This is a genomic window from Porticoccus litoralis (assembly GCF_030676955.1).
GTDB lineage: Bacteria > Pseudomonadota > Gammaproteobacteria > Pseudomonadales > Porticoccaceae > Porticoccus > Porticoccus litoralis.
Map to the genome: position 1 here is coordinate 178,293 of NZ_JAUUUU010000003.1, position 18,532 is coordinate 196,824.

Here is an 18,532-nt window from a genome sequence, read left to right on the forward strand (position 1 = left end):
GGCAAAATGAAACTGACTCGCGTATTACCTTTAATGGCTTGCTTGTTGCTGGCCGCCTGCGGTGGCGGAGAAAGTGCCGATGAGGCATCCGTTCAGGTGGAAAAGGCTAAGACCTATCAATGGAAGCTGGTGACCACCTGGCCGAAAAATTATCCCGGCCTGGGCATGGCGGCTGAAAATTTTGCCGTGATGGTGGACAAAATGAGCGCTGGCCGACTCAAGGTAAAGGTTTATGGCGCGACCCAGCTGGTACCGGCACTTGAAGTGTTTGATGCGGTCTCCCAGGGCACGGCGGAAATGGGCCATGGCGCTGCCTACTACTGGAAGGGCAAAACACCGACGTCGCCGTTGTTCACCAGCGTGCCCTTTGGTCTCAATGCACAGGAGATGAACGGTTGGCTGCATTATGGCGGGGGTATGGAGCTATGGCGCGAACTCTATGAGCCTTTTAACCTGGTACCGTTGGCCGCAGGGAATACCGGTGTCCAGATGGCGGGGTGGTTCAATCGTGAAATCAATTCCCTGGAGGACTTGAAAGGGCTAAAGATGCGTATTCCCGGCTTAGGCGGGGAAGTGATGAGCCGGGTTGGTGTCGAGGCGGTCAATATCCCCGGCGGCGAGCTTTATACTTCCATGCAGACTGGGGTGATCGATGCCACCGAATGGGTTGGACCGTACAATGACCTGGCATTTGGCTTCCACCAGGTCGCCAAGTATTACTACTACCCCGGGTGGCACGAACCCGGTCCAACGCTGGAATTGATCGTTAACAAACCCGCCTATGAATCATTACCCGCTGACTTGCAGGCAATTGTGGAGGCCGCGGCGCGGGCAGTAAATCAGGATATGCTCGATGACTATACGGCGCGTAACAATGCCGCACTCAATGAGTTGGTGAATACCCATGGTGTGGAATTGCGTCAGTTGCCGGACGATGTGTTGGCCGAACTTAACCGTGTAACAGATCAGGTCCTGGACGAGATTGCTGAAAGTGACCCGATGTTCAAGAAGGTCTATGCCTCACAGAAAGCCTTCAAGACAGAAGCTATGCAATACCACAAAATTTCAGAAGAGGCTTACTATCGGGCTCGCGAACTAAAATAGTTTCGGTAAAGTACGACCCCAAATTAAAGGGGTTCCTTGAAGTTCTCGGGTTCCGGCTCATTATCAAAATGCTCGCGAAAGGCCTCAACACTGTCGGAGGCCTTCCTCAGCGTGCTGAATTCTGCAATATGGAAAAGAGCCTCACCCTCATTCACCAGAGGTATTTGTGAGACGGCAATCACGATGCCGTCACCTCGGGACTTAAGCGCCTTCTCGGAACCACCAAAAGGTGATGCCAGGTTAGCCAGCAACTGCCCCTCCTTGACCTGCTGCCCCAACTTTATTTTGGTGCTCACAATGCCATCCCGCTCGGCCCGCAGCCAATAACTGCGTTTCGCCTTGACCGGCACCAACTTGCGAGGAGTAGTGACCTTTTTGGTTTCCGGCAACATTGCCAGGTGACGCATCACGGCAATAATTCCCCTGACGCCCGCCCGAATCGAGCGCTCATCAAAGCGCAAAGCCTCACCGGCTTCATAAATGATGGCGGGTATACCCAGCTCACTGGCGGCAGCTCGCAAAGAGCCATCGCGTATTTTGGCATCCATAATCACCGGGGAGCCAAAGGCCTCGGCCATGCCCAGTGTGGCTGGATCATCCAGATTGCCCCGCACCTGGGACAAGTTTTTGCGGTGAATGGCACCAGTGTGGAGATCGATAACATGGGTGCAGTGGCTGAGCAGTTCATGATGAATCAGATACGCCAGACGACTGCCCAGTGTCCCCCGAGGAGAACCGGGAAAGCAGCGATTAAGGTCTCTTCGGTCCGGTAAATAGCGGGACTGCTGCAGGAAGCCAAACATATTAACAATGGGAACAATGAGTAAAGTTCCCTTCAGGCGTTTAAGTAAACGCTTACCAACTATGCGACGGCAGATTTCGATGCCATTGATTTCATCGCCGTGAATGGCGGCGCAAACCAATAGAACCGGACCTGGACGACGGCTGTGAATGACCTCTACCTGGAGGTCCACAGGCGTATCGGTATACAGCCGCGCAGCAGGTATGGAAATGAGTCGCGTTTCACCGGGTTTTACAGTTGTTCCCGCCAGGGTGAAAGCGTCAACAGTCACTGTCTAGCCCCTGCCCCGGGTTTTGGTTCGTGACTGGCGGGCATTTTTTTCGATAAAACTAATGATGGCACCCGCCACATCCTTGCCGGTGGCAGTTTCAATACCCTCCAAACCCGGCGAAGAATTTACTTCCATCACCAATGGCCCATGGTTTGAGCGCAGGATATCGACACCGGCGACATTCAGCCCCATGGTCTTAGCTGCGCGTACAGCGGTGGCCCGTTCCGCAGGAGACAGGCGTACCAGTGATGCTGTGCCGCCGCGGTGGAGGTTGGAGCGAAACTCGCCGGGGGCGGCCTGGCGCTGCATCGCGGCGATTACCTTGTCGCCGATGACAAAGCAGCGGATATCTGCACCACCAGATTCACCAATATATTCCTGAACCATAATGTCGGCTTTTAATCCCATAAATGCTTCGATGACGCTTTCCGCCGCTTTGCGGGTTTCTGCCAGTACCACGCCAATGCCCTGTGTTCCCTCCAGCAATTTAACGACCAGTGGTGGGCCGCCGACCATATCAATAAGGTCGGGGATATCGCTGGGCTTGTTGGCGTAGCCGGTGACAGGCAGGCCGATGCCCTTGCGAGAAAGCAGCTGCAGGGAGCGCAACTTGTCCCGGGAGCGGGTGATGGCCACGGATTCATTGAGTGGGTAGACCCCCATCATTTCAAATTGGCGCAGTACGGCTGTGCCATAGGTGGTCACCGATGCGCCAATCCGGGGAATCACCACATCGAAGGCAGGTAGTTCGGCCCCCTTGACATGAATACTGGGGTTTTGAATATTGATGTTCATGTAGCATTTCAGAACATCAATGATTTTCACCTCATGTCCCTTTTCCATGGCGGCTTCTTTGAGACGGCGCGTGGAATAGAGATCCGGGTTTCGGGAAAGAATGGCAATTCTCATTAAAGTTTTCCGCAACAGTAGGATCGGCCGGGATCGACAGTAAAGCGGTCAACCATGGCTGACCGGCCCAGCAACATCCTGAATTTCATAGCATCCCTGTTGGTCAGGGTCATTTCAATAGGCCACTCTTCCGTGCCCAGAATCGCTGTGGTCTGAATGACCAGGCGACGTTCCCGGTGTCCTCCGGAATCGGAGACCACGCGTTCATCCACAATGGGTGCAGCACAGCAAAGGCTTTGCGTACTACGTTGCAGGGGGTGTACCCAAATCTGGACCCAGGGCGCGCCACGCTCAGTGAAAGGTTCTAGTCGGTGAGCATGCAGGCAGGAGGTGCGGGCGCCAGTATCTACCTTGGCCTTGATCCGGGCAATACCCAAATCAGGCAGTGACAACCATTCCCGCCATCCAACTAATAACGACATTCTGTCCTCGATGATTGATTGGTTAACCGTGAAGCCTACGCTTCATTCTTTTTTAGAAATGTCCGAATTTCACGCTCAATCTGCTTGTCACCGGAAGCCAGCGCTTTTTCCAGACCGATTTGCAGCACGTCATAAGCCTCTTCAGGCTGCCCCTGTTTTTGCAGTGAGCGACCGAGCAATTTGTAGGCGGCAGTATAGCCGCTGTCCAGGGTCAGGCAGTGTCGTAGGTGGGGGATAGCCTCATCGTAACGGCGCTCATTGAAATAGGCGCTGCCCAGCCCAAAACGTAACATGGCGGAATCCTTACCCTGGGCCAGCATGGCCTCCAGATTTTCAATCAGGGCCATGGTCGGTCAGTGAAAGATCATGAGCGGGGTTTGTTCATCCATGGCAATACTTTAACGGCGCCAGAACATGGGTGTAAACAAAACGAGAACGGTGAAAATTTCAAGGCGGCCGATAATCATCGCCGCTGAAAGCAGCCATTTGGCCGTACTGTTAATTTCACCGTAGTGAGCGGCAGCATCGCCCAGACCAGGGCCCAGGTTGTTGAGTGCCGCTGCTGTACAGGACCACGCTGTGAGGTAATCGAGACCGGTAAACTGCAGCAGCATGACCAGAAAGTAAAAGATGGCCAGATAGATACCAAAAAAAGCCCAAACACTGTCTGCAACCCGTTCGGGTACGGTGCGGTTGCGAAGTTTGATGGGAAAAATCGCACTGGGGTGGATTAGCCGATAGATTTCCCGCAGCGACTGCTTGGCCAGGATCAGCATCCGTCCCACCTTGATGCCGCCGCCAGTAGAGCCCGCACAGGCACCAAAGAAAGACAGCACAATCAGGAACACAGGTAGGAAGGTGGGCCAGTTACTGAAATTGGTAGTGGCGAAACCGGTGCTGGTCATAATGGAGACCAGTTGGAACACCCCGTGTAACAGGCTGTCGGTCAAAGACAGCGATCCGCTCAGAAACAGGTAACCACAACAAATGATGCTGCCGCCAATAATCATGTTGAGGTACATCTTTGATTCGGAATTGTGCCAGTAATGGAGGACACTGCCCTTCACCCAGGCATAGTAGTGCAGGCCAAAACTGATGCCGGAGATGATCATGAAAAAGACAGCCAGCATCATGATGGTGGGGCTGTTGAAGTAGCCAATACTGGCGTCGTAATTGGCAAAGCCGCCGGTAGCAATGGTAGAAAACGCATGGGTGATGGCATCGAACGTGTTCATGCCAGCCAACCAGTAGGCGAAAGAACAAATGATGGTCAGTGACAGATAGATGGTGAACAGTGCCTTGGCGGTTTGGGTAATGCGCGGCGTCATTTTATTGTCTTTGACCGGGCCCGGGGTTTCCGCCTTGTAGAGCTGCATACCACCGACGCCCAGCATTGGCATGATCGCAATGGCAATAACAACAATTCCAATACCGCCCAGCCAGTGAAGCTGTTGTCGATAGTAGAGAATAGACTTGGGCAGGTAATCCAGCCCGGTAATTACCGTCGCCCCGGTGGTGGTGAGGCCGGAAATAGACTCAAACACTGCATCCGTAAAATGCAGGTGGATGGCGTCCACCAGAATAAATGGCAGGGAGCCCACCAGGCTGAGGACTGTCCAGAACAGCGTGGTGATCACAAACCCGTCTCTGGTGCGAAGATCACCCTTCATGCGGCTGTAAGGAAGCCATAGCAACATGCCAAGGGAAAAAGTGATGGCAAAAGAGAAGAAAAATGCCTGGTGGGTATTTTCGCCGTAGATGGCTGCTATGGCGATGGGTGTCAACAGCGTCAGGCTGAAGATCATCATCATCAGCCCGAGTACTTTTGAAATAATCCGAAATTGCATCGCTGTAAACCAGGCCCCTAGAAAAAGGTAAAGCCGACAGAGAACAGTTTTTCAACTTCCCGGGTTCGGCGCTTATCCACCACAAAAACAATGGCGTGGTCATTGTTTTCCACCACGGTGTCGTGGTGGGCGATCAGTACTTCGCCATTCCTTACCAGGGCTGCCAGCGTGACTCCCGGCGGCGATTTGATCTCTTCAATGGCGCGACTCACCACCTTGGATGTTTTACTGTCGCCATGAACAATAATTTCCATGGCTTCAGCTGCGCCGCGCCGCAGAGAGTGGGCGGATACGGTATCACCGCGTCGCACATGGCCAAGCAGGGTGCTGGTGGTTGCCTGCTGCGGGGAAATAGCGATGTCGATTTCACCACCCTGCACCAGATCGGCGTACACCGGGTTATTGATCAGCGTCATGACCTTGGCCGCTCCCAAACGCTTGGCCAGCAGGGAGGCCATGATATTCACTTCATCGTCGTTGGTGAGCGCCAGGAAGACATCAGTTTTCTCGATGTTTTCTTCCAGCAATAGATCCTGATCGGTGGCGGAGCCATTCAAAACTACGGTTTTATTCAGGCGTTCAGAGATATATTCGCAGCGGGTCGGTGAAAATTCGATGATCTTGATGTTGTAGCGATCTTCAAGGGCTTTTGCCAGGCGATAACCGATATTGCCACCCCCGGCAATCACCAGCCGGTTGTAGGGTTTTTCGAGGCGTCGCAATTCTCCCATCACCTTGCGAATATTTTTCTTGGCGGCGATGAAGAAAACCTCGTCATCCTCCTCGATCAGTGTATTCCCTTCGGGGAAAATCGGGCGGTCGCGCCGGAAAATGGCAGCTACGCGCGCCTCCACATTGGGCATGTGTTGTTTGAGAAAACGCAGCTCCTGGCCTACCAGGGGGCCGCCTTTAACGGCCCGAACCGCAACCAGCTGAGCGAGTCCGTCTGCAAAATCCAGTACTTGAAGCGCACCCGGCTGTTCAACCAGGCGGTAAATATAGTCGGTGACCACCTGCTCAGGAGTAATCAGATGATCCACCGGAAAATTGTTCTCGCCAAACAGGCGTTCACTCAGTTTTCCAGAGGTGTAGGCGCGGTTGCGTATGCGGGCGATCTTGGTGGGGGTGCGGAATAGGGAGTAGGCGACCTGGCAGGCGACCATGTTTATTTCATCACTGTTGGTGACCGCCACCAGCATGTCGGCATCTTCAATGCCTGCACGCAATAGTACATCCGGGTGAGATGCCATGCCCTGTACGGTACGAATATCCAGTCGATCCTGGAGTTCCCGCAGGCGCCGTTCATCAAGGTCTATGACCGAAATATCGTTAGCTTCACTGGCCAGGTGTTCTGCCAGTGTGGCCCCTACCTGTCCGGCCCCTGTGATGACAATTTTCATAGCTGACTTGTATTCTCAGTTGGTTAGTAGCACTTCTGCCCCCGACGGGTCAGGGTCATCATCATTAAGCTTTAGCTTGTTTTTTCAGTCGTGAAAAGTAAAAACCATCATGACCGCCAGGCTGTGGGAGCAGTTGTCTGCCGACAGGGGTTTCCATTCCTGCCTCAGTGGGAACAGGTTCAACTATGACATCATCGGCATCGCGGATAAAAGCCGTGATTACATCATCGTTTTCCATAGGCAGTACCGAGCAGGTGGCGTAGAGCAAGATGCCATTCTCTGATAGCAGCGGCCACAGGGCGTTAAGCAGGGCTAACTGCAATTCCGCAAGCTTAGCAATATCCTTGGGAGCACGCAGTAGTTTCACGTCCGGATGGCGGCGGATAACACCGGTGGCGGAACAGGGGGCGTCCAGCAGTATCCGGTCAAAGGGGCGACCATCCCACCAGGCGTTTGTATCCAAGGCGTCCGCAGCAATAAGTGCAGCATGCAGGCCCAGTCGCTCCAGGTTTTCCTCCACCCGCTGCAATCGCTGTGCGGAGAGGTCGAGTGCTACCACGTCGCCACCGTTGGAGAGGCACTCCAGTATGTGGCCAGTTTTTCCTCCGGGTGCACAGCAGCTATCCAGTATGTGTTGTCCGGGGGCAACTGACAGTGCTAACGCCGCCAACTGTGCCGCTTCGTCCTGTACGCTGACATCGCCAGCGGCGAAGCCGGGCAGGGCAGAGACATCACAGGGTTGGTGCAGTGTCAGGCCGGTCTGACTGAACGGTGTCGGTGTGGCATCAATACCCGCTGCCAGGAGCCGAGCTAGGTACTGGTCGCGGCTGTCATGGCTGAGGTTGACCCGCAGAGTCATGGGGGGCTGAAGATTATTGGCGTTGACCAGATTATCGAGCTCCCCTGGCCAAGCTTTATCCAGTACATTCAGCAGCCACTTTGGGTGGGCGCTGCTAAAGACCGGGTTGCTGGCGAGCTTTTCAGACAGGGCATCCTGCTCACGCAAAAAGCGTCGAAGCACGGCATTGATTAGCCCTTTTGCCCAGTTTTTCTTCAGTGCCGCTGCTGTGGCAACAGCTTCGTTGACAGCGGCGTGGGGGGGTATGCGTGTTTCCAACAGTTGGTATAGAGAGCAGGCCAGGGTCGCCTCAATATCCAGATCTTTGGACTTGAACGGTTTTGCCAGCAGTTCTCCGAGATAGAGCTCAAGGCGTGGATAGAAACGCAGTGTGCCGTAACAGAGCTGCTGTAACAGGCCGCGGTCTCTTTCCGAGACTTTTCCCAGGTAGTTGGGCAGCAGGCTGCTCAGTGATCCGTCATCACGGAGGATGGCGGAGATAATTTTGGCGGCAGCCACCCGAACGTTCACTGGCCGAGAACCTTGCCGGGCGCAAACATTTCCCCGTAGGCATTGAGAACGTCAGCAACCTGCAACGGTTTTTTCCCGGGCAATTGCAGGTGTGTGATGCGCAGTTGACCATTGCCGGTCTGAACCCATATGCCTTCACGATCAGCATGGTTGATGGTGCCAGGAACTGCTGCCGGTATGTTTTCTGTTTCAGGGATGGCGCGCCAGATCTTGATACGCTCGCCGGACAAGGAGGTATAACAAACGGGGAACGGGTTGAGTGCACGAATTTTTCGGTCGAGCTCGGTGGCGGTATCAGACCAGTTTAGCAGCGCTTCTTCCTTGCTGATTTTGGGTGCGTAGTTGCTCAGGCTGTTATCCTGTTTTTCTGCTACTGCTGTGCCGTGGACAAGTTCTCTCAGGCAACTTAACAGAGCAGATGGCCCTATTCCTGCCAGCTTGTCATGCAAGGTAGCAGCAGTGTCGTCGGCTTCGATGGTGCAGTGAGCCTTAAGCAGCATGTCGCCGGTATCCAGTCCAACATCCATTTGCATGATGGTCACACCGGTTTCAGTATCACCTGCCTCAATAGCGCGCTGAATGGGTGCCGCGCCGCGCCAGCGAGGTAATAGGGAGGCGTGCACGTTGATGCACCCTAATCTTGGAGTTTTCAGCACTTCTTTGGGGAGGAGTAGCCCGTAGGCCACCACGACCATGATGTCTGCCTGGTAACTGGCCAGTTGAGTCTGGGCATCGATGTTTTTCAGGCTTTGTGGCTGCTCAACAGGCAATTGATGCTTATCAGCCAATTGCTTGACCGGGCTGGCGGTGAGTTTTTTGCCACGGCCTGCCGGGCGATCGGGCTGGGTATAGACGGCAACCACTTCAATCTCCGTGGCAGCGATCAGTGCCTCTAGATGAATGGCAGCAAACTCTGGTGTGCCAGCAAAAATAACGCGCAATGGATTATCCTCAGCGCCAGCCAGAAGCTAGTCGGCGTGGCGGCTCAGTTTTTCAAGTTTCGTGCGGATTCGTTGCCGCTTGACCGGCGACAGGTAATCCACAAAAAGTTTGCCGTCCAGGTGATCAATCTCGTGCTGGATACAGACAGCTAACAGCCCGTCCGGCAGAAGCTCAAAGGCGTTGCCATCACGATCCAGCGCAGTAACACGAATATGCTCTGGGCGCTGCACGGTCTCGTAGAAGCCTGGTACAGACAGACAACCCTCCTGGTGGGGGCATGTCTCGTCACCGAGCACCTCAATTTGAGGATTGATTAATACCATGGGCTGGTCGCCAGCTTCCGACAGATCCATGACAATGACTCGCTGATGGACATTTACCTGTGTGGCAGCCAGGCCTATCCCCTGAGCGTGGTACATGGTCTCGAGCATGTCATCCACAAGAGAACGAATTCCATCATTAATATCGTCGACTGCTTTTGCTGTTGTTCGCAGGCGGGGATCGGGGAATTCAAGTATGGTAAGTAATGACATTTGTTTGTGACGGGTTTCTAGCAATCTGGCGTAAACCACTGCTAACATAGGGCCAATGGTAGGGTATTTTTCACAGAATACCGCCGGGTGGGAAGTATACACACAATCGGGATATAGCACACAGGACGGCCAGAAGATGAAAAAAACATTGTTGGGAGTAATAGCAGCATGCGCTATTACCATGGCAGTAATCGCTGCTGAAGCACCCTTTAATGACAATGTGCCCGACAAATACACAGTCAAAAAAGGCGATACACTTTGGGATATCTCCGAGCTTTATCTTCGCGACCCTTGGCTGTGGCCGGAAATCTGGTACGTTAACCCCCAGATTCGCAACCCCCACCTGATCTATCCGGGCGATATTATTTCCCTTGTCTATATTGATGGTCGTCCCCGCTTGACTCTGCAGCGTAGCCGCGATGTGAAGTTGTCCCCAGATGTCAAAGTCCTCCCCCATGAAGCAGCAATTCCTACACTGCCTCTGGATGTGATTAATAATTTCCTGTCGCGCAACCGAGTGGTGACTGAAGATGAAATTGAGGGCTCACCCTATGTTGTGGCGGGCTATGAAAAGCGCATTCTTACCGGCTTCAATGACACGTTCTATGCCCGGGGTGAATTTGATGAAACACCGGCCTATGGCCTTTACCGTATTGGTGAGCCGTATGTCGACCCGGAAACTGAAGAGGTGTTGGGGATTCGTGCCCAGGATATCGGTTCAGCGAAAGTCAAAACCGTAGATGCTGACATTGCCACACTGCAGGCGACACGTGTTGTTGAAGAAGTTCGCATTGGTGAGCGTCTGCTACCTCACGAAGAGCGCCGCCTGGAGTCCAACTTCTACCCCAGCAGCCCCGAAGGAGATATAAAGGGCGTCATCATGGCAGTGGAAGGCGGTATTACCCAAGTTGGCCATCTTGATGTTGTTGCGATCAACCGTGGCGAGCGTGAAGGCCTGGTGGCCGGTAATATTCTAGCGATACATAAACGTGGTGAAACCGTTAAAGATCGCGTTGCCAAGGAACAAATCACATTGCCCAGTGAGCGTGCCGGTCTGGTCATGGTTTTCAGAACCTTCGAAAAAATGAGTTATGGTCTGGTGATGAGCGCTGATCGGCCGTTGGCAGTGAACGATTTGGTACAGAACCCCTGATCGGAAACGGTTTCAGAAAACGCCGACATTGAGTCGGCGTTTTTTTTGATTAAAATTTGGCATATTGAGGTGTTCAAGGATGAACAGCATGGATAAGGATAGGAGCGCCTGCCTTATTTTGGCCATGGCCAAAAGCATTCGCGCCAGCGATATCTGGATGTTATTGCGGCATGGCGTATCACTATCAGCAGTGGTGGCCGAGCCCGAAAGTATTACCAGTGTGATAGCAGACCAGAAGGCAGTCAGGCGATGGTCCGAGCTGAGACCGCAACTGCCACAACTCGAAGATCGCGCCGATGAGGTTTTAAACTGGTGCGTTCGTCATCAGGTCAATTGCATTACGGCCCTTGATGGGACATACCCGCCTCTACTCAGAGAAATCTCCGTGCCTCCCCCGCTGTTGTTTGTGCGGGGAGAAAGTTCCTGCTTGTCGATGCCACAGATTGCCGTGGTCGGGAGTCGCAATGCAACACCCCAGGGCCTCAGGAATGCTGAAAGCTTTTCCCGATATCTGGCCAGCGGTGGATTTGTGATCACCAGTGGGTTGGCATTGGGTATCGATGGGGCTGCGCATCGAGGCGCTCTTCAAAGTGGAAAAACAGTGGCGGTATTGGGGGCTGGTGTGGATGTGGTTTACCCGAGACAGCACCAGGATATTTATCAGCGTATTCTTGAGGGTGGTGGTGTTGTGGTCAGTGAATTTTTACCGGGAACCTCACCCCTGCCATCGCATTTTCCTCGCCGCAATCGCTTGATCAGTGGGTTGAGTTCCGGCGTGCTGGTCGTTGAGGCGGCGCTAAAAAGTGGTTCGTTAATCACGGCTCGATATGCTCTGGAACAGAATCGGGAAGTCTTTGCCATTCCTGGATCCATCCACAATCCCATGAGCAGGGGAAGCCACCTTCTCATCAAGCAGGGGGCGACACTGGTGGAATCACCACAGGAGGTTGTCGAACAGTTGGGCGGCATGCTTGAATATTATGCTGAAACGGTCGTCACGACGGCGCCCGAATGTTCGGGCGAGGAGAAGAGGCTGTTATCCGCCATGGGGTTTGATCCTGTGGACGTGGATAGTCTGGTGATATCGACCGGAATGCCTGCCAAGCATGTGATGCAAATGCTGATGTTATTGGAATTGGATGGAAAAGTTGTTTCCATCAACGGTTCATTTCAGCGACTGGAATGATTTCCAAGCTGTCCATAAAATGACCGGCAGACGGATTTTAGTAACAAAACCAATCTGTTATCGCTATTTTTTCGGTTGCGAAAGCCGGTTTGTTCCGGTAGCCTGCGCTGCTTTTCAAAAGGGAGTAAAAAATGAGCAAGCCCTTTGTTGCTATTCTTATGGGTTCTGATTCTGACTTGCCGACCATGGAAGCCAGTTTTGAAATACTGAAGAAATTTGACGTTCCGTTCGAAGTGAAGGTGCTGTCTGCACACCGCACACCTGAGGCCACACACAGCTATGTGCAGGGCGCAGACCAGCGTGGTTGCGCCGCATTCATCTGTGCGGCCGGCATGGCGGCGCACCTGGCGGGAGCCGTTTCTGCCAACACACTGAAACCGGTTATTGGCGTGCCCATCAATTCTTCCCTGGATGGATTGGATGCCCTCCTCTCCACGGTGCAAATGCCCGGTGGTATTCCCGTGGCCACCGTAGCCATTGGCAAAGCTGGCGCTAAGAATGCCGCTTATCTGGCAGCACAGATTATCGGTGTCAGTGACAGTGAGCTGCATCGCAAGCTGGTTGAAGAGCGTGCCGCCAATGCCCAGGCCATCCTAGATAAAGATGCCGCGTTACAGGAAAAGCTGAACAACGCTTGACCGGCAATTTGAATCCCATGCTCCTCCCAACCCTGCACATTGCCGGGGCTGTAAAAGCCTTGCGCAATGGTGGGGTTATTGCCTACCCCACGGAGGCAGTTTGGGGTCTTGGTTGTGACCCTCTGGATCAGTCAGCCGTTCACCGTATCCTTGCCATGAAACATCGGCGCCAGGATATGGGGCTGATCATGATTGCTTCAAATATTTCCCAGTTTGAGCCGTTTTTAAGCGGCCTGCCTACACCTTACCTGCAGAGACTTGAAGACAGTTGGCCCGGGCCGCAGACTTGGCTGGTACCCAACAATGGAGCTGCTCCCTGCTGGGTTACCGGGGGACGTGAGACGTTGGCGCTGCGGGTGACCAGCCACCCGATTGCCGCGGCCCTTTGCCAGAAATATGGTGGGCCGTTGATCTCTACTTCCGCGAATCCCCATGGTCGTCCACCCGCAACGTCCCGGCTCAAGGTCGAGCTGTATTTTCATTCTCTGCTTGATGCTGTGGTGCCTGGCCCTCTCGGTGGTATGCAAAAACCAACGCCAATTATCAACCTGTTAACCGGTGAGACGATCCGCACCGGTTGATGTACCTGCTTTATCCTTTTTTCAGAGTGTTGCGGTTGTCATTGCCGTCCTGGCAAAGCAAACTTGCGCATCCTGCATTGATGTCCAGCGAGTAAAAACCATGACCGACAAGCTAGCCGTTAAAAATTACCTGCTTGAATTGCAGAATCGCATTTGCGAGGGTTTGCAGGCAGAAGATGGCGGCAGTTGTTTTCAGGAAGACAGCTGGGTTCGTGAGGAAGGGGGTGGCGGTCGCAGCCGGGTGATTACTGGCGGCGCGGTGTTTGAGAAAGGAGGTGTAAATTTCTCCCATGTGCACGGCAACCAGCTCCCCCCGTCAGCTACAGCGGCGCGGCCGGAACTGGCCGGACGCTCCTTTGAGGCCATGGGTGTTTCCCTGGTGATGCACCCGGAAAATCCCTACGTGCCGACCTCGCATGCCAACGTACGTTTTTTTATCGCCGAAAAAGAGGGAGAACAACCCGTCTGGTGGTTTGGCGGCGGCTATGACCTGACTCCTTACTACGGCAACCAGGAGGACTGCCAGCATTGGCACAGAACGGCCAAGGCAGCCTGTGAACCCTTTGGTGAAGAAATTTATCCTCGCTTCAAACAATGGTGTGACGATTACTTTTATCTTAAACACCGCAGTGAGCCGCGTGGAGTTGGTGGCCTGTTTTTTGATGATTTCAATGAGCCCGGCTTTGAGCAAAGCTTTGCCCTGATGCGTGCGGTGGGAGACAGCTATCTGGATGCTTACCGACCCATCGTTCAGCGTCGCAAGGGTGCTACCTGGGGAGAGCGTGAAAGAGAATTTCAGCTCTACCGTCGAGGGCGCTATGTAGAGTTCAACCTAGTCTATGATCGGGGCACGTTATTCGGCTTGCAGACCGGCGGCCGTACCGAGTCTATCCTGATGTCGCTACCACCCCTGGTTCGCTGGGAGTACAACTGGCAACCGGAACCGAACAGTCCCGAAGCAGAACTATATGAGATTTATTTGCAGCCCAGAGACTGGGTTTGAAGGAAAAGAGAATGACTGATCGCTACGCAGTTTTTGGTAACCCTGTTGAGCAAAGTAAGTCCCCTACTATTCATGCAGCGTTTGCCGCCCAGACTGGGCAGACGATGACCTACAGTAAACAGCTGGTTGCGCTGGATGGTTTCAGTGAGGCTGCGGAAGCCTTTTTCGCCGCAGGTGGTAAGGGCTTGAACATTACCGTGCCCTTCAAACAGGAAGCCTACAGTTTTGCGGCACGATTGACTGCGCGGGCACGGCATGCCGGTGCTGTAAACACTCTGGCGTTACAGGATGACGGCACAATTCTCGGGGACAACACTGACGGTGTTGGGATGGTGCAGGACCTTCTGGAAAACCTTGGCTGGCAGATTCGTGGCAAGAAAGTACTGGTGCTGGGTGCCGGTGGTGCCGTACGCGGTGTACTCGAACCCCTCTTGGAGCAACTGCCACAGCATGTGGTGATTGCCAATCGTACCATCGACAAAGCTCTACAGCTGGCCAAGGGCTTTGCTGAAATGGGTTACCTGCTGGGCTGTGGTTTTGACATGCTGGAAGGGCAGCAATTTGACCTGGTCATCAATGGCACCAGCGCCAGCCTGGCAGGAGAAGTGCCACCCCTGCCAAATGATTTGCTCACCGCCGATGGTCACTGTTACGACCTGATGTATGCGGCGCAACCCACGCCTTTTCTCGTCTGGGCACGGCAGCATGGGGCGCGAGCCGTGTCCGATGGCCTGGGTATGCTGGTTGAGCAAGCGGCGGAATCCTTCAAGCTCTGGCGTGGGGTCAAACCGGAGACTAAACTGGTGATATCGGAATTAAGGGACAACCTGACGTAAGGGAGTGGATCGGTGATGAAGCATATTCTGAAAGTAGTAGCTGCGGCGATCTGTTGTCAGTGGCTAAGTTTGGCAGCGAATGCATCTGAAGGCTTGTGGATCGATGTGCGATCGGCAACCGAGTATGAACAAGGTCATTTGCCTGGGGCAATCAATGTTATCCACACTGAAATCGGCTATGCCATTAACAGTCTCGCGCCAGATAAAAATCAGCCTATCAGGCTGTATTGCGGCAGCGGTCGTCGCGCGGGTATAGCGTTGCAGACCCTGGAAAATATGGGCTATACCAAGGTCAGCAACGAGGGTGGTTACAACGAGCTAATCAATAGCCAGTAAACCAGAAGGGTTTATTCGGCGTCGTTGCGCCAGTCACCGGAGGCCTCTGCCAGATACTGATCTTTCAGTTTGACGTAATTGCCGGGTGAATAAGTGAAAAACTCCCGCTCCTTGTCGCTGACGGCCCTTAATAATCTGCAGGGGTTGCCCACGTAAAGGTTGCCGCTCTCAAGGCGTTTCCCCGGCGGTACAACGGTACCCGCACCAATAATGACTTCGTCCTCGACGATAGCGCCATCATTCACGATGGCACCATTCCCAACCAGAATACGATTCCCCAGGGTGCATCCGTGAAGAATCGCGCCGTGTCCAACAATGACATCATCACCGATGGTCAGGGGCCAGCCGCCTGGATTGAAGTGGCTGGCGTGGGTGATGTGAAGAACGGCCGTGTCCTGTACATTGGAGCGATTGCCAATAGTGATACGGTGCATATCACCGCGAATCACGGCACCGGGCCATACGGACACATCATCGCCCAGGGTGACATCGCCTATCACCGTGGCGGCCGGGTCCACATAGACGCGGGCTCCCAGTGTTGGGGTGATGTCTTTATGAGGGCGAATGTTGTCGGTCATACTATTTTCTCGCAAAGTTGCTGTTGATATGAAGTTATAATAACGCCCATCCGGGCACTCTCAAACCTCTCTGTGGTGTGTCTTGTGTAGTTCAATCAATATCAGCGGGCAAGTGGATTCTGTCGCCATGTACAGTCAAAAAAAACGTTTTATCGCCGGAGCTGTTTGCCCGCGCTGCAATGCAATGGATAAGATCGTTGTGTTTTCAGAAGATGGAAAAGACTACCGGGCCTGTGTCAGCTGTGATTTCAGAGAACAAATGTTTTTGCAAAGCGCTCCCCGAGAACTCGAGACGCGCGTCAATCGTACCGAAGCTGAAAAGCAGGCAGAAGTGCAACCGGTCAAGCTGATCGATCCAGGCAAGTAAAAAACGTAATTAATTGATCAACACCCGGGCAGACTGGCTGTTGAGCAGAAGATTGACCGATAGGTTATCCACCAGGCAGGGCCAGCGTTGCAGGTCGCTAGCCCAGCGACTGCTCCGATCCACCTTGCATGCCTCGGGCACCAACACCAGATCCCCTCCCTGAAGATGATCCGCAATGATGTGGACAGCATGGTCGAGCTGGTTGGCGAAGGGCTCGCCAATGAGGTGATGAATGATCAGGTTGGAGCGTGTCATGTCCATGGGAACCAGTGGCATATTATAGCGGGACATGAAGCGGTCATTGACCTCCTCAATCAGCCGGTGAGCCAGGTAGGACTCATCCATCAGTGCGTTGAGCCCATCATGGCCGTCAATGAGGTTCGGAGGCTGGATAAAAAATTCCTTGGCAATTTGCATGACCGGCTCAGTGTAGTCGGTAATGTCACACTCGCTGGCAATAGTATCCACCGCATCAATAAACTCAGGCACCTGGTCAATGTAGTGAATAATAAAATTGAGCAGGGCTGGCACAATATTTTCTGGAGGCAGCTGAATGGTGTGATGGAGCCTGGAAACTCTGGCCTGCATCAGGCGTGCAAGCTGGCCAGTGGCTTGTTCATGTGATTTGGCGGCGGCGATGGCCTGGCGGATGTTGACGGTATCCATACACAAAAACTAGTTGAGAGAAATGAAAAGGCAAAGAACATCTTGGCATAAGACATCGTCAATCCTGGTCTATCAGGTTTTGTGTGCTGTCCATTGATGCCGTCGAGTGTACCGATAGAACAACCACCCCATTAGCAGGCTGCGCGACGCCAGAAAGGAGAGGTAGGCGAGCCACAGCCCGTGGTTGCCCATGGGCCGGGCAAAAAACCAGACGGGTAAAAAAACCAGTAGCACGGCTGCGAACATGGTCTGTTGCATGGCGTGGGTTTTTCCACTGCCGATAAACACGCCATCGGCCATAAAACAGATAAGGCCAACCAGCGGCAGAGCAACCAGCCAGGGCCAGTAAACCAGGGCTGCCGAAGTCACTGCGGGCAGACTGGTAAACAAACTGACAATGGTGTGTGGTAACAGCCAGTAGAAAGCCGTAGCCACTAAGGCGATAACGAATCCCCAGAACGTGCTGTTGTAGCAGAGTTGCAGAAAGCGTTCAGTTTGCCGGGCACCAATAGCCTGGCCGGTGAGAGACTCCGCGGCGTGGGCGAATCCGTCCTGTGTAAATGCCACCAATAATAGTAGTTGCATCAGGATGGCGTTAGCGGCCAAAACAGCATCACCCTGCCGGGCGCCTTGGGCGGTAAAGAAAGTCATGGTAAATAACAGCAGGGCAGTTCGCACAAATAAATGGCGATTGACGGTGAAAAATTCACGGTATTGATGCCAACTGCCCAACTGGCGCCACTGCCAGTTGTGGTCAAGGGTACGAAGCTTGATGGAAACCAGAGCCAGTGCGGTGAAGACGCCCAGATACTCGGCTGTGAGTGATGCCAGTGCGGCCCCCCGGCTGTTCCAGTCAAAACCAATGATGAACAGGAAATCCAGCACAATGTTGGCCAGGTTGACAATCAACATCACGGCCAGGGTGGTTCGTGCCTGTTGCAGGCCCAATAGCCAGCCGATGGTGCAGTAGGTCATGAAGGTGGCTGGTGCGGCAAAGATTCTGATCAGGCAGTACTCGGTGGCTAGGGGCATGACTTCTGCTGAGGGGCTGATCAGGTGAAGGACGAGGCTGACAATCGGCGTACGAAAGATGATAAGCCCCAGCCCCAATAACAGAGCCAACAGCAAAGACTGGAAGAGCAGTTCCTTGCATCGCCGACCATCGTTGGCACCCCATGCCCTGGCAGTCAGGCCCGTGCTGCCCATGCGGAGGAAGGCAAACAACCAGAACAGCAGGGTAATCACACTGCTGCCTGCGGCGACAGCAGCTAAAAAATTATCAGATGAAAGGTGGCCGAGGATTCCGGTGTCCACCAAACCTAGCAAAGGTACACTCAGGCTGGCCAGTGTCATGGGTAAGGCGATCTGAAAAACCTGACGTGTTATTTGGGGGTTTAACATGGCCGGGTGCCGGAAAAAAGACTAGTTTGACAGAAAACCCCCACGTTCAGGAGGGTGAATACTCTGGAGCGAAGCAGAAAAAGTCTGATATACTCGCGCGGTTTTCCCTGTCCAATACTGGGTGCCCGGTTGCGGCTGGGAAAACGTATTACTTAAAACTAAAAACTTAATGACTGGAGATAGGGCGA

General features: G+C 53.6%; 21 protein-coding genes. 9 read left to right on the forward strand and 12 right to left on the reverse strand.

The features are described 5' to 3' along the window. The first annotated feature begins 6 nt into the window (after positions 1 to 6). A complete protein-coding gene (locus tag Q8A57_RS07350; protein ID WP_305170353.1) occupies positions 7 to 1,104 on the forward strand; it encodes a TRAP transporter substrate-binding protein in 1,098 nt (365 codons plus the stop codon). A 23-nt stretch (positions 1,105 to 1,127) separates the two neighbouring features. Here Q8A57_RS07350 and Q8A57_RS07355 read toward each other — a convergent pair whose 3' ends face one another. The 9 genes from Q8A57_RS07355 to def all read right to left on the reverse strand — a co-directional run bounded on the left by Q8A57_RS07355 (position 1,128) and on the right by def (position 9,599). Then, positions 1,128 to 2,177 (reverse strand): succinylglutamate desuccinylase/aspartoacylase family protein, encoded by a 1,050-nt coding sequence (locus Q8A57_RS07355; protein ID WP_305170355.1) that lies wholly within the window; start codon positions 2,175 to 2,177, stop codon positions 1,128 to 1,130. A 3-nt stretch (positions 2,178 to 2,180) separates the two neighbouring features. Further along, on the reverse strand, positions 2,181 to 3,086 hold the full coding sequence (gene rimK / locus Q8A57_RS07360) for a 30S ribosomal protein S6--L-glutamate ligase (RefSeq protein ID WP_305170357.1): 906 nt from the start codon (positions 3,084 to 3,086) through the stop codon (positions 2,181 to 2,183). After that, positions 3,086 to 3,508: an ATP-dependent zinc protease family protein gene (locus tag Q8A57_RS07365; protein WP_305170358.1), complete on the reverse strand. Its 423-nt coding sequence runs from the start codon at positions 3,506 to 3,508 to the stop codon at positions 3,086 to 3,088. Before Q8A57_RS07365 ends, rimK begins: the two co-directional genes overlap by 1 nt. A 35-nt stretch (positions 3,509 to 3,543) precedes the next feature. Continuing rightward, complete coding sequence (locus Q8A57_RS07370; RefSeq protein WP_305170359.1) at positions 3,544 to 3,855, reverse strand: tetratricopeptide repeat protein; 312 nt, start codon at positions 3,853 to 3,855, stop codon at positions 3,544 to 3,546. A gap of 51 nt (positions 3,856 to 3,906) precedes the next feature. Next, on the reverse strand, positions 3,907 to 5,355 hold the full coding sequence (locus Q8A57_RS07375; RefSeq protein WP_305170360.1) for a TrkH family potassium uptake protein: 1,449 nt from the start codon (positions 5,353 to 5,355) through the stop codon (positions 3,907 to 3,909). A 17-nt stretch (positions 5,356 to 5,372) separates the two neighbouring features. Beyond that, positions 5,373 to 6,755 carry a Trk system potassium transporter TrkA gene (trkA, locus tag Q8A57_RS07380; RefSeq protein ID WP_305170362.1) on the reverse strand — a complete coding sequence of 461 codons (1,383 nt, stop codon included), beginning with the start codon at positions 6,753 to 6,755 and terminating at the stop codon, positions 5,373 to 5,375. A gap of 64 nt (positions 6,756 to 6,819) precedes the next feature. Next, positions 6,820 to 8,124 (reverse strand): 16S rRNA (cytosine(967)-C(5))-methyltransferase RsmB, encoded by a 1,305-nt coding sequence (rsmB, locus tag Q8A57_RS07385; protein WP_305170363.1) that lies wholly within the window; start codon positions 8,122 to 8,124, stop codon positions 6,820 to 6,822. Next, positions 8,121 to 9,065, reverse strand: a complete 945-nt coding sequence (fmt, locus tag Q8A57_RS07390) for a methionyl-tRNA formyltransferase (protein WP_305170364.1) — start codon at positions 9,063 to 9,065, stop codon at positions 8,121 to 8,123. Before fmt ends, rsmB begins: the two co-directional genes overlap by 4 nt. A 27-nt stretch (positions 9,066 to 9,092) precedes the next feature. Then, on the reverse strand, positions 9,093 to 9,599 hold the full coding sequence (gene def, locus Q8A57_RS07395; RefSeq protein WP_305170548.1) for a peptide deformylase: 507 nt from the start codon (positions 9,597 to 9,599) through the stop codon (positions 9,093 to 9,095). A 136-nt stretch (positions 9,600 to 9,735) separates the two neighbouring features. Here def and Q8A57_RS07400 point away from each other — a divergent pair, with 136 nt between their 5' ends. The 7 genes from Q8A57_RS07400 to Q8A57_RS07430 all read left to right on the forward strand — a co-directional run bounded on the left by Q8A57_RS07400 (position 9,736) and on the right by Q8A57_RS07430 (position 15,332). Beyond that, the gene (locus tag Q8A57_RS07400; RefSeq protein WP_305170365.1) at positions 9,736 to 10,752 is read left to right on the forward strand and encodes a LysM peptidoglycan-binding domain-containing protein; all 1,017 of its coding nucleotides are present in this window, start codon (positions 9,736 to 9,738) and stop codon (positions 10,750 to 10,752) included. Between the two features lie 88 nt (positions 10,753 to 10,840). Then, positions 10,841 to 11,938 (forward strand): DNA-processing protein DprA, encoded by a 1,098-nt coding sequence (dprA, locus tag Q8A57_RS07405; protein ID WP_305170366.1) that lies wholly within the window; start codon positions 10,841 to 10,843, stop codon positions 11,936 to 11,938. A gap of 131 nt (positions 11,939 to 12,069) precedes the next feature. Next, positions 12,070 to 12,576, forward strand: coding sequence for a 5-(carboxyamino)imidazole ribonucleotide mutase (gene purE, locus Q8A57_RS07410; RefSeq protein ID WP_305170367.1), 507 nt, complete (start codon positions 12,070 to 12,072; stop codon positions 12,574 to 12,576). A 17-nt stretch (positions 12,577 to 12,593) separates the two neighbouring features. Next, positions 12,594 to 13,157, forward strand: coding sequence for an L-threonylcarbamoyladenylate synthase (locus tag Q8A57_RS07415; protein ID WP_305170368.1), 564 nt, complete (start codon positions 12,594 to 12,596; stop codon positions 13,155 to 13,157). A 100-nt stretch (positions 13,158 to 13,257) separates the two neighbouring features. Continuing rightward, the gene (hemF, locus tag Q8A57_RS07420; protein ID WP_305170369.1) at positions 13,258 to 14,160 is read left to right on the forward strand and encodes an oxygen-dependent coproporphyrinogen oxidase; all 903 of its coding nucleotides are present in this window, start codon (positions 13,258 to 13,260) and stop codon (positions 14,158 to 14,160) included. An 11-nt stretch (positions 14,161 to 14,171) separates the two neighbouring features. Continuing rightward, positions 14,172 to 14,996 carry a shikimate dehydrogenase gene (aroE, locus tag Q8A57_RS07425; RefSeq protein ID WP_305170370.1) on the forward strand — a complete coding sequence of 275 codons (825 nt, stop codon included), beginning with the start codon at positions 14,172 to 14,174 and terminating at the stop codon, positions 14,994 to 14,996. Between the two features lie 15 nt (positions 14,997 to 15,011). Further along, the gene (locus Q8A57_RS07430) at positions 15,012 to 15,332 is read left to right on the forward strand and encodes a rhodanese-like domain-containing protein (protein WP_305170371.1); all 321 of its coding nucleotides are present in this window, start codon (positions 15,012 to 15,014) and stop codon (positions 15,330 to 15,332) included. Between the two features lie 11 nt (positions 15,333 to 15,343). Here Q8A57_RS07430 and Q8A57_RS07435 read toward each other — a convergent pair whose 3' ends face one another. Then, on the reverse strand, positions 15,344 to 15,910 hold the full coding sequence (locus tag Q8A57_RS07435; protein WP_305170372.1) for a gamma carbonic anhydrase family protein: 567 nt from the start codon (positions 15,908 to 15,910) through the stop codon (positions 15,344 to 15,346). Between the two features lie 127 nt (positions 15,911 to 16,037). Here Q8A57_RS07435 and Q8A57_RS07440 point away from each other — a divergent pair, with 127 nt between their 5' ends. Further along, a complete protein-coding gene (locus Q8A57_RS07440) occupies positions 16,038 to 16,277 on the forward strand; it encodes a YheV family putative zinc ribbon protein (RefSeq protein WP_305170373.1) in 240 nt (79 codons plus the stop codon). A gap of 9 nt (positions 16,278 to 16,286) precedes the next feature. On the opposite strand, the gene Q8A57_RS07445 is transcribed toward Q8A57_RS07440, so the two are convergent. Together Q8A57_RS07445 and Q8A57_RS07450 are read right to left on the reverse strand one after the other, a co-directional pair. Further along, complete coding sequence (locus tag Q8A57_RS07445; RefSeq protein ID WP_305170374.1) at positions 16,287 to 16,943, reverse strand: hypothetical protein; 657 nt, start codon at positions 16,941 to 16,943, stop codon at positions 16,287 to 16,289. A 72-nt stretch (positions 16,944 to 17,015) separates the two neighbouring features. Beyond that, positions 17,016 to 18,344, reverse strand: coding sequence for an MATE family efflux transporter (locus Q8A57_RS07450; RefSeq protein WP_305170375.1), 1,329 nt, complete (start codon positions 18,342 to 18,344; stop codon positions 17,016 to 17,018). Positions 18,345 to 18,532: the final 188 nt, after the last annotated feature.

Coding starts and splice junctions, on each gene's coding strand:
- Q8A57_RS07350 (WP_305170353.1), top strand. CDS start 7: ATGAAACTGACTCGCGTATTACCTTTAATGGCTTGCTTGTTGCTGGCC.
- rimK (WP_305170357.1), bottom strand. CDS start 3,086: ATGAGAATTGCCATTCTTTCCCGAAACCCGGATCTCTATTCCACGCGC.
- Q8A57_RS07365 (WP_305170358.1), bottom strand. CDS start 3,508: ATGTCGTTATTAGTTGGATGGCGGGAATGGTTGTCACTGCCTGATTTG.
- Q8A57_RS07370 (WP_305170359.1), bottom strand. CDS start 3,855: ATGGCCCTGATTGAAAATCTGGAGGCCATGCTGGCCCAGGGTAAGGAT.
- Q8A57_RS07375 (WP_305170360.1), bottom strand. CDS start 5,355: ATGCAATTTCGGATTATTTCAAAAGTACTCGGGCTGATGATGATGATC.
- trkA (WP_305170362.1), bottom strand. CDS start 6,755: ATGAAAATTGTCATCACAGGGGCCGGACAGGTAGGGGCCACACTGGCA.
- def (WP_305170548.1), bottom strand. CDS start 9,599: ATGTCATTACTTACCATACTTGAATTCCCCGATCCCCGCCTGCGAACA.
- Q8A57_RS07400 (WP_305170365.1), top strand. CDS start 9,736: ATGAAAAAAACATTGTTGGGAGTAATAGCAGCATGCGCTATTACCATG.
- dprA (WP_305170366.1), top strand. CDS start 10,841: ATGGATAAGGATAGGAGCGCCTGCCTTATTTTGGCCATGGCCAAAAGC.
- purE (WP_305170367.1), top strand. CDS start 12,070: ATGAGCAAGCCCTTTGTTGCTATTCTTATGGGTTCTGATTCTGACTTG.
- Q8A57_RS07415 (WP_305170368.1), top strand. CDS start 12,594: ATGCTCCTCCCAACCCTGCACATTGCCGGGGCTGTAAAAGCCTTGCGC.
- hemF (WP_305170369.1), top strand. CDS start 13,258: ATGACCGACAAGCTAGCCGTTAAAAATTACCTGCTTGAATTGCAGAAT.
- aroE (WP_305170370.1), top strand. CDS start 14,172: ATGACTGATCGCTACGCAGTTTTTGGTAACCCTGTTGAGCAAAGTAAG.
- Q8A57_RS07430 (WP_305170371.1), top strand. CDS start 15,012: ATGAAGCATATTCTGAAAGTAGTAGCTGCGGCGATCTGTTGTCAGTGG.
- Q8A57_RS07435 (WP_305170372.1), bottom strand. CDS start 15,910: ATGACCGACAACATTCGCCCTCATAAAGACATCACCCCAACACTGGGA.
- Q8A57_RS07440 (WP_305170373.1), top strand. CDS start 16,038: ATGTACAGTCAAAAAAAACGTTTTATCGCCGGAGCTGTTTGCCCGCGC.
- Q8A57_RS07445 (WP_305170374.1), bottom strand. CDS start 16,943: ATGGATACCGTCAACATCCGCCAGGCCATCGCCGCCGCCAAATCACAT.
- Q8A57_RS07450 (WP_305170375.1), bottom strand. CDS start 18,344: ATGTTAAACCCCCAAATAACACGTCAGGTTTTTCAGATCGCCTTACCC.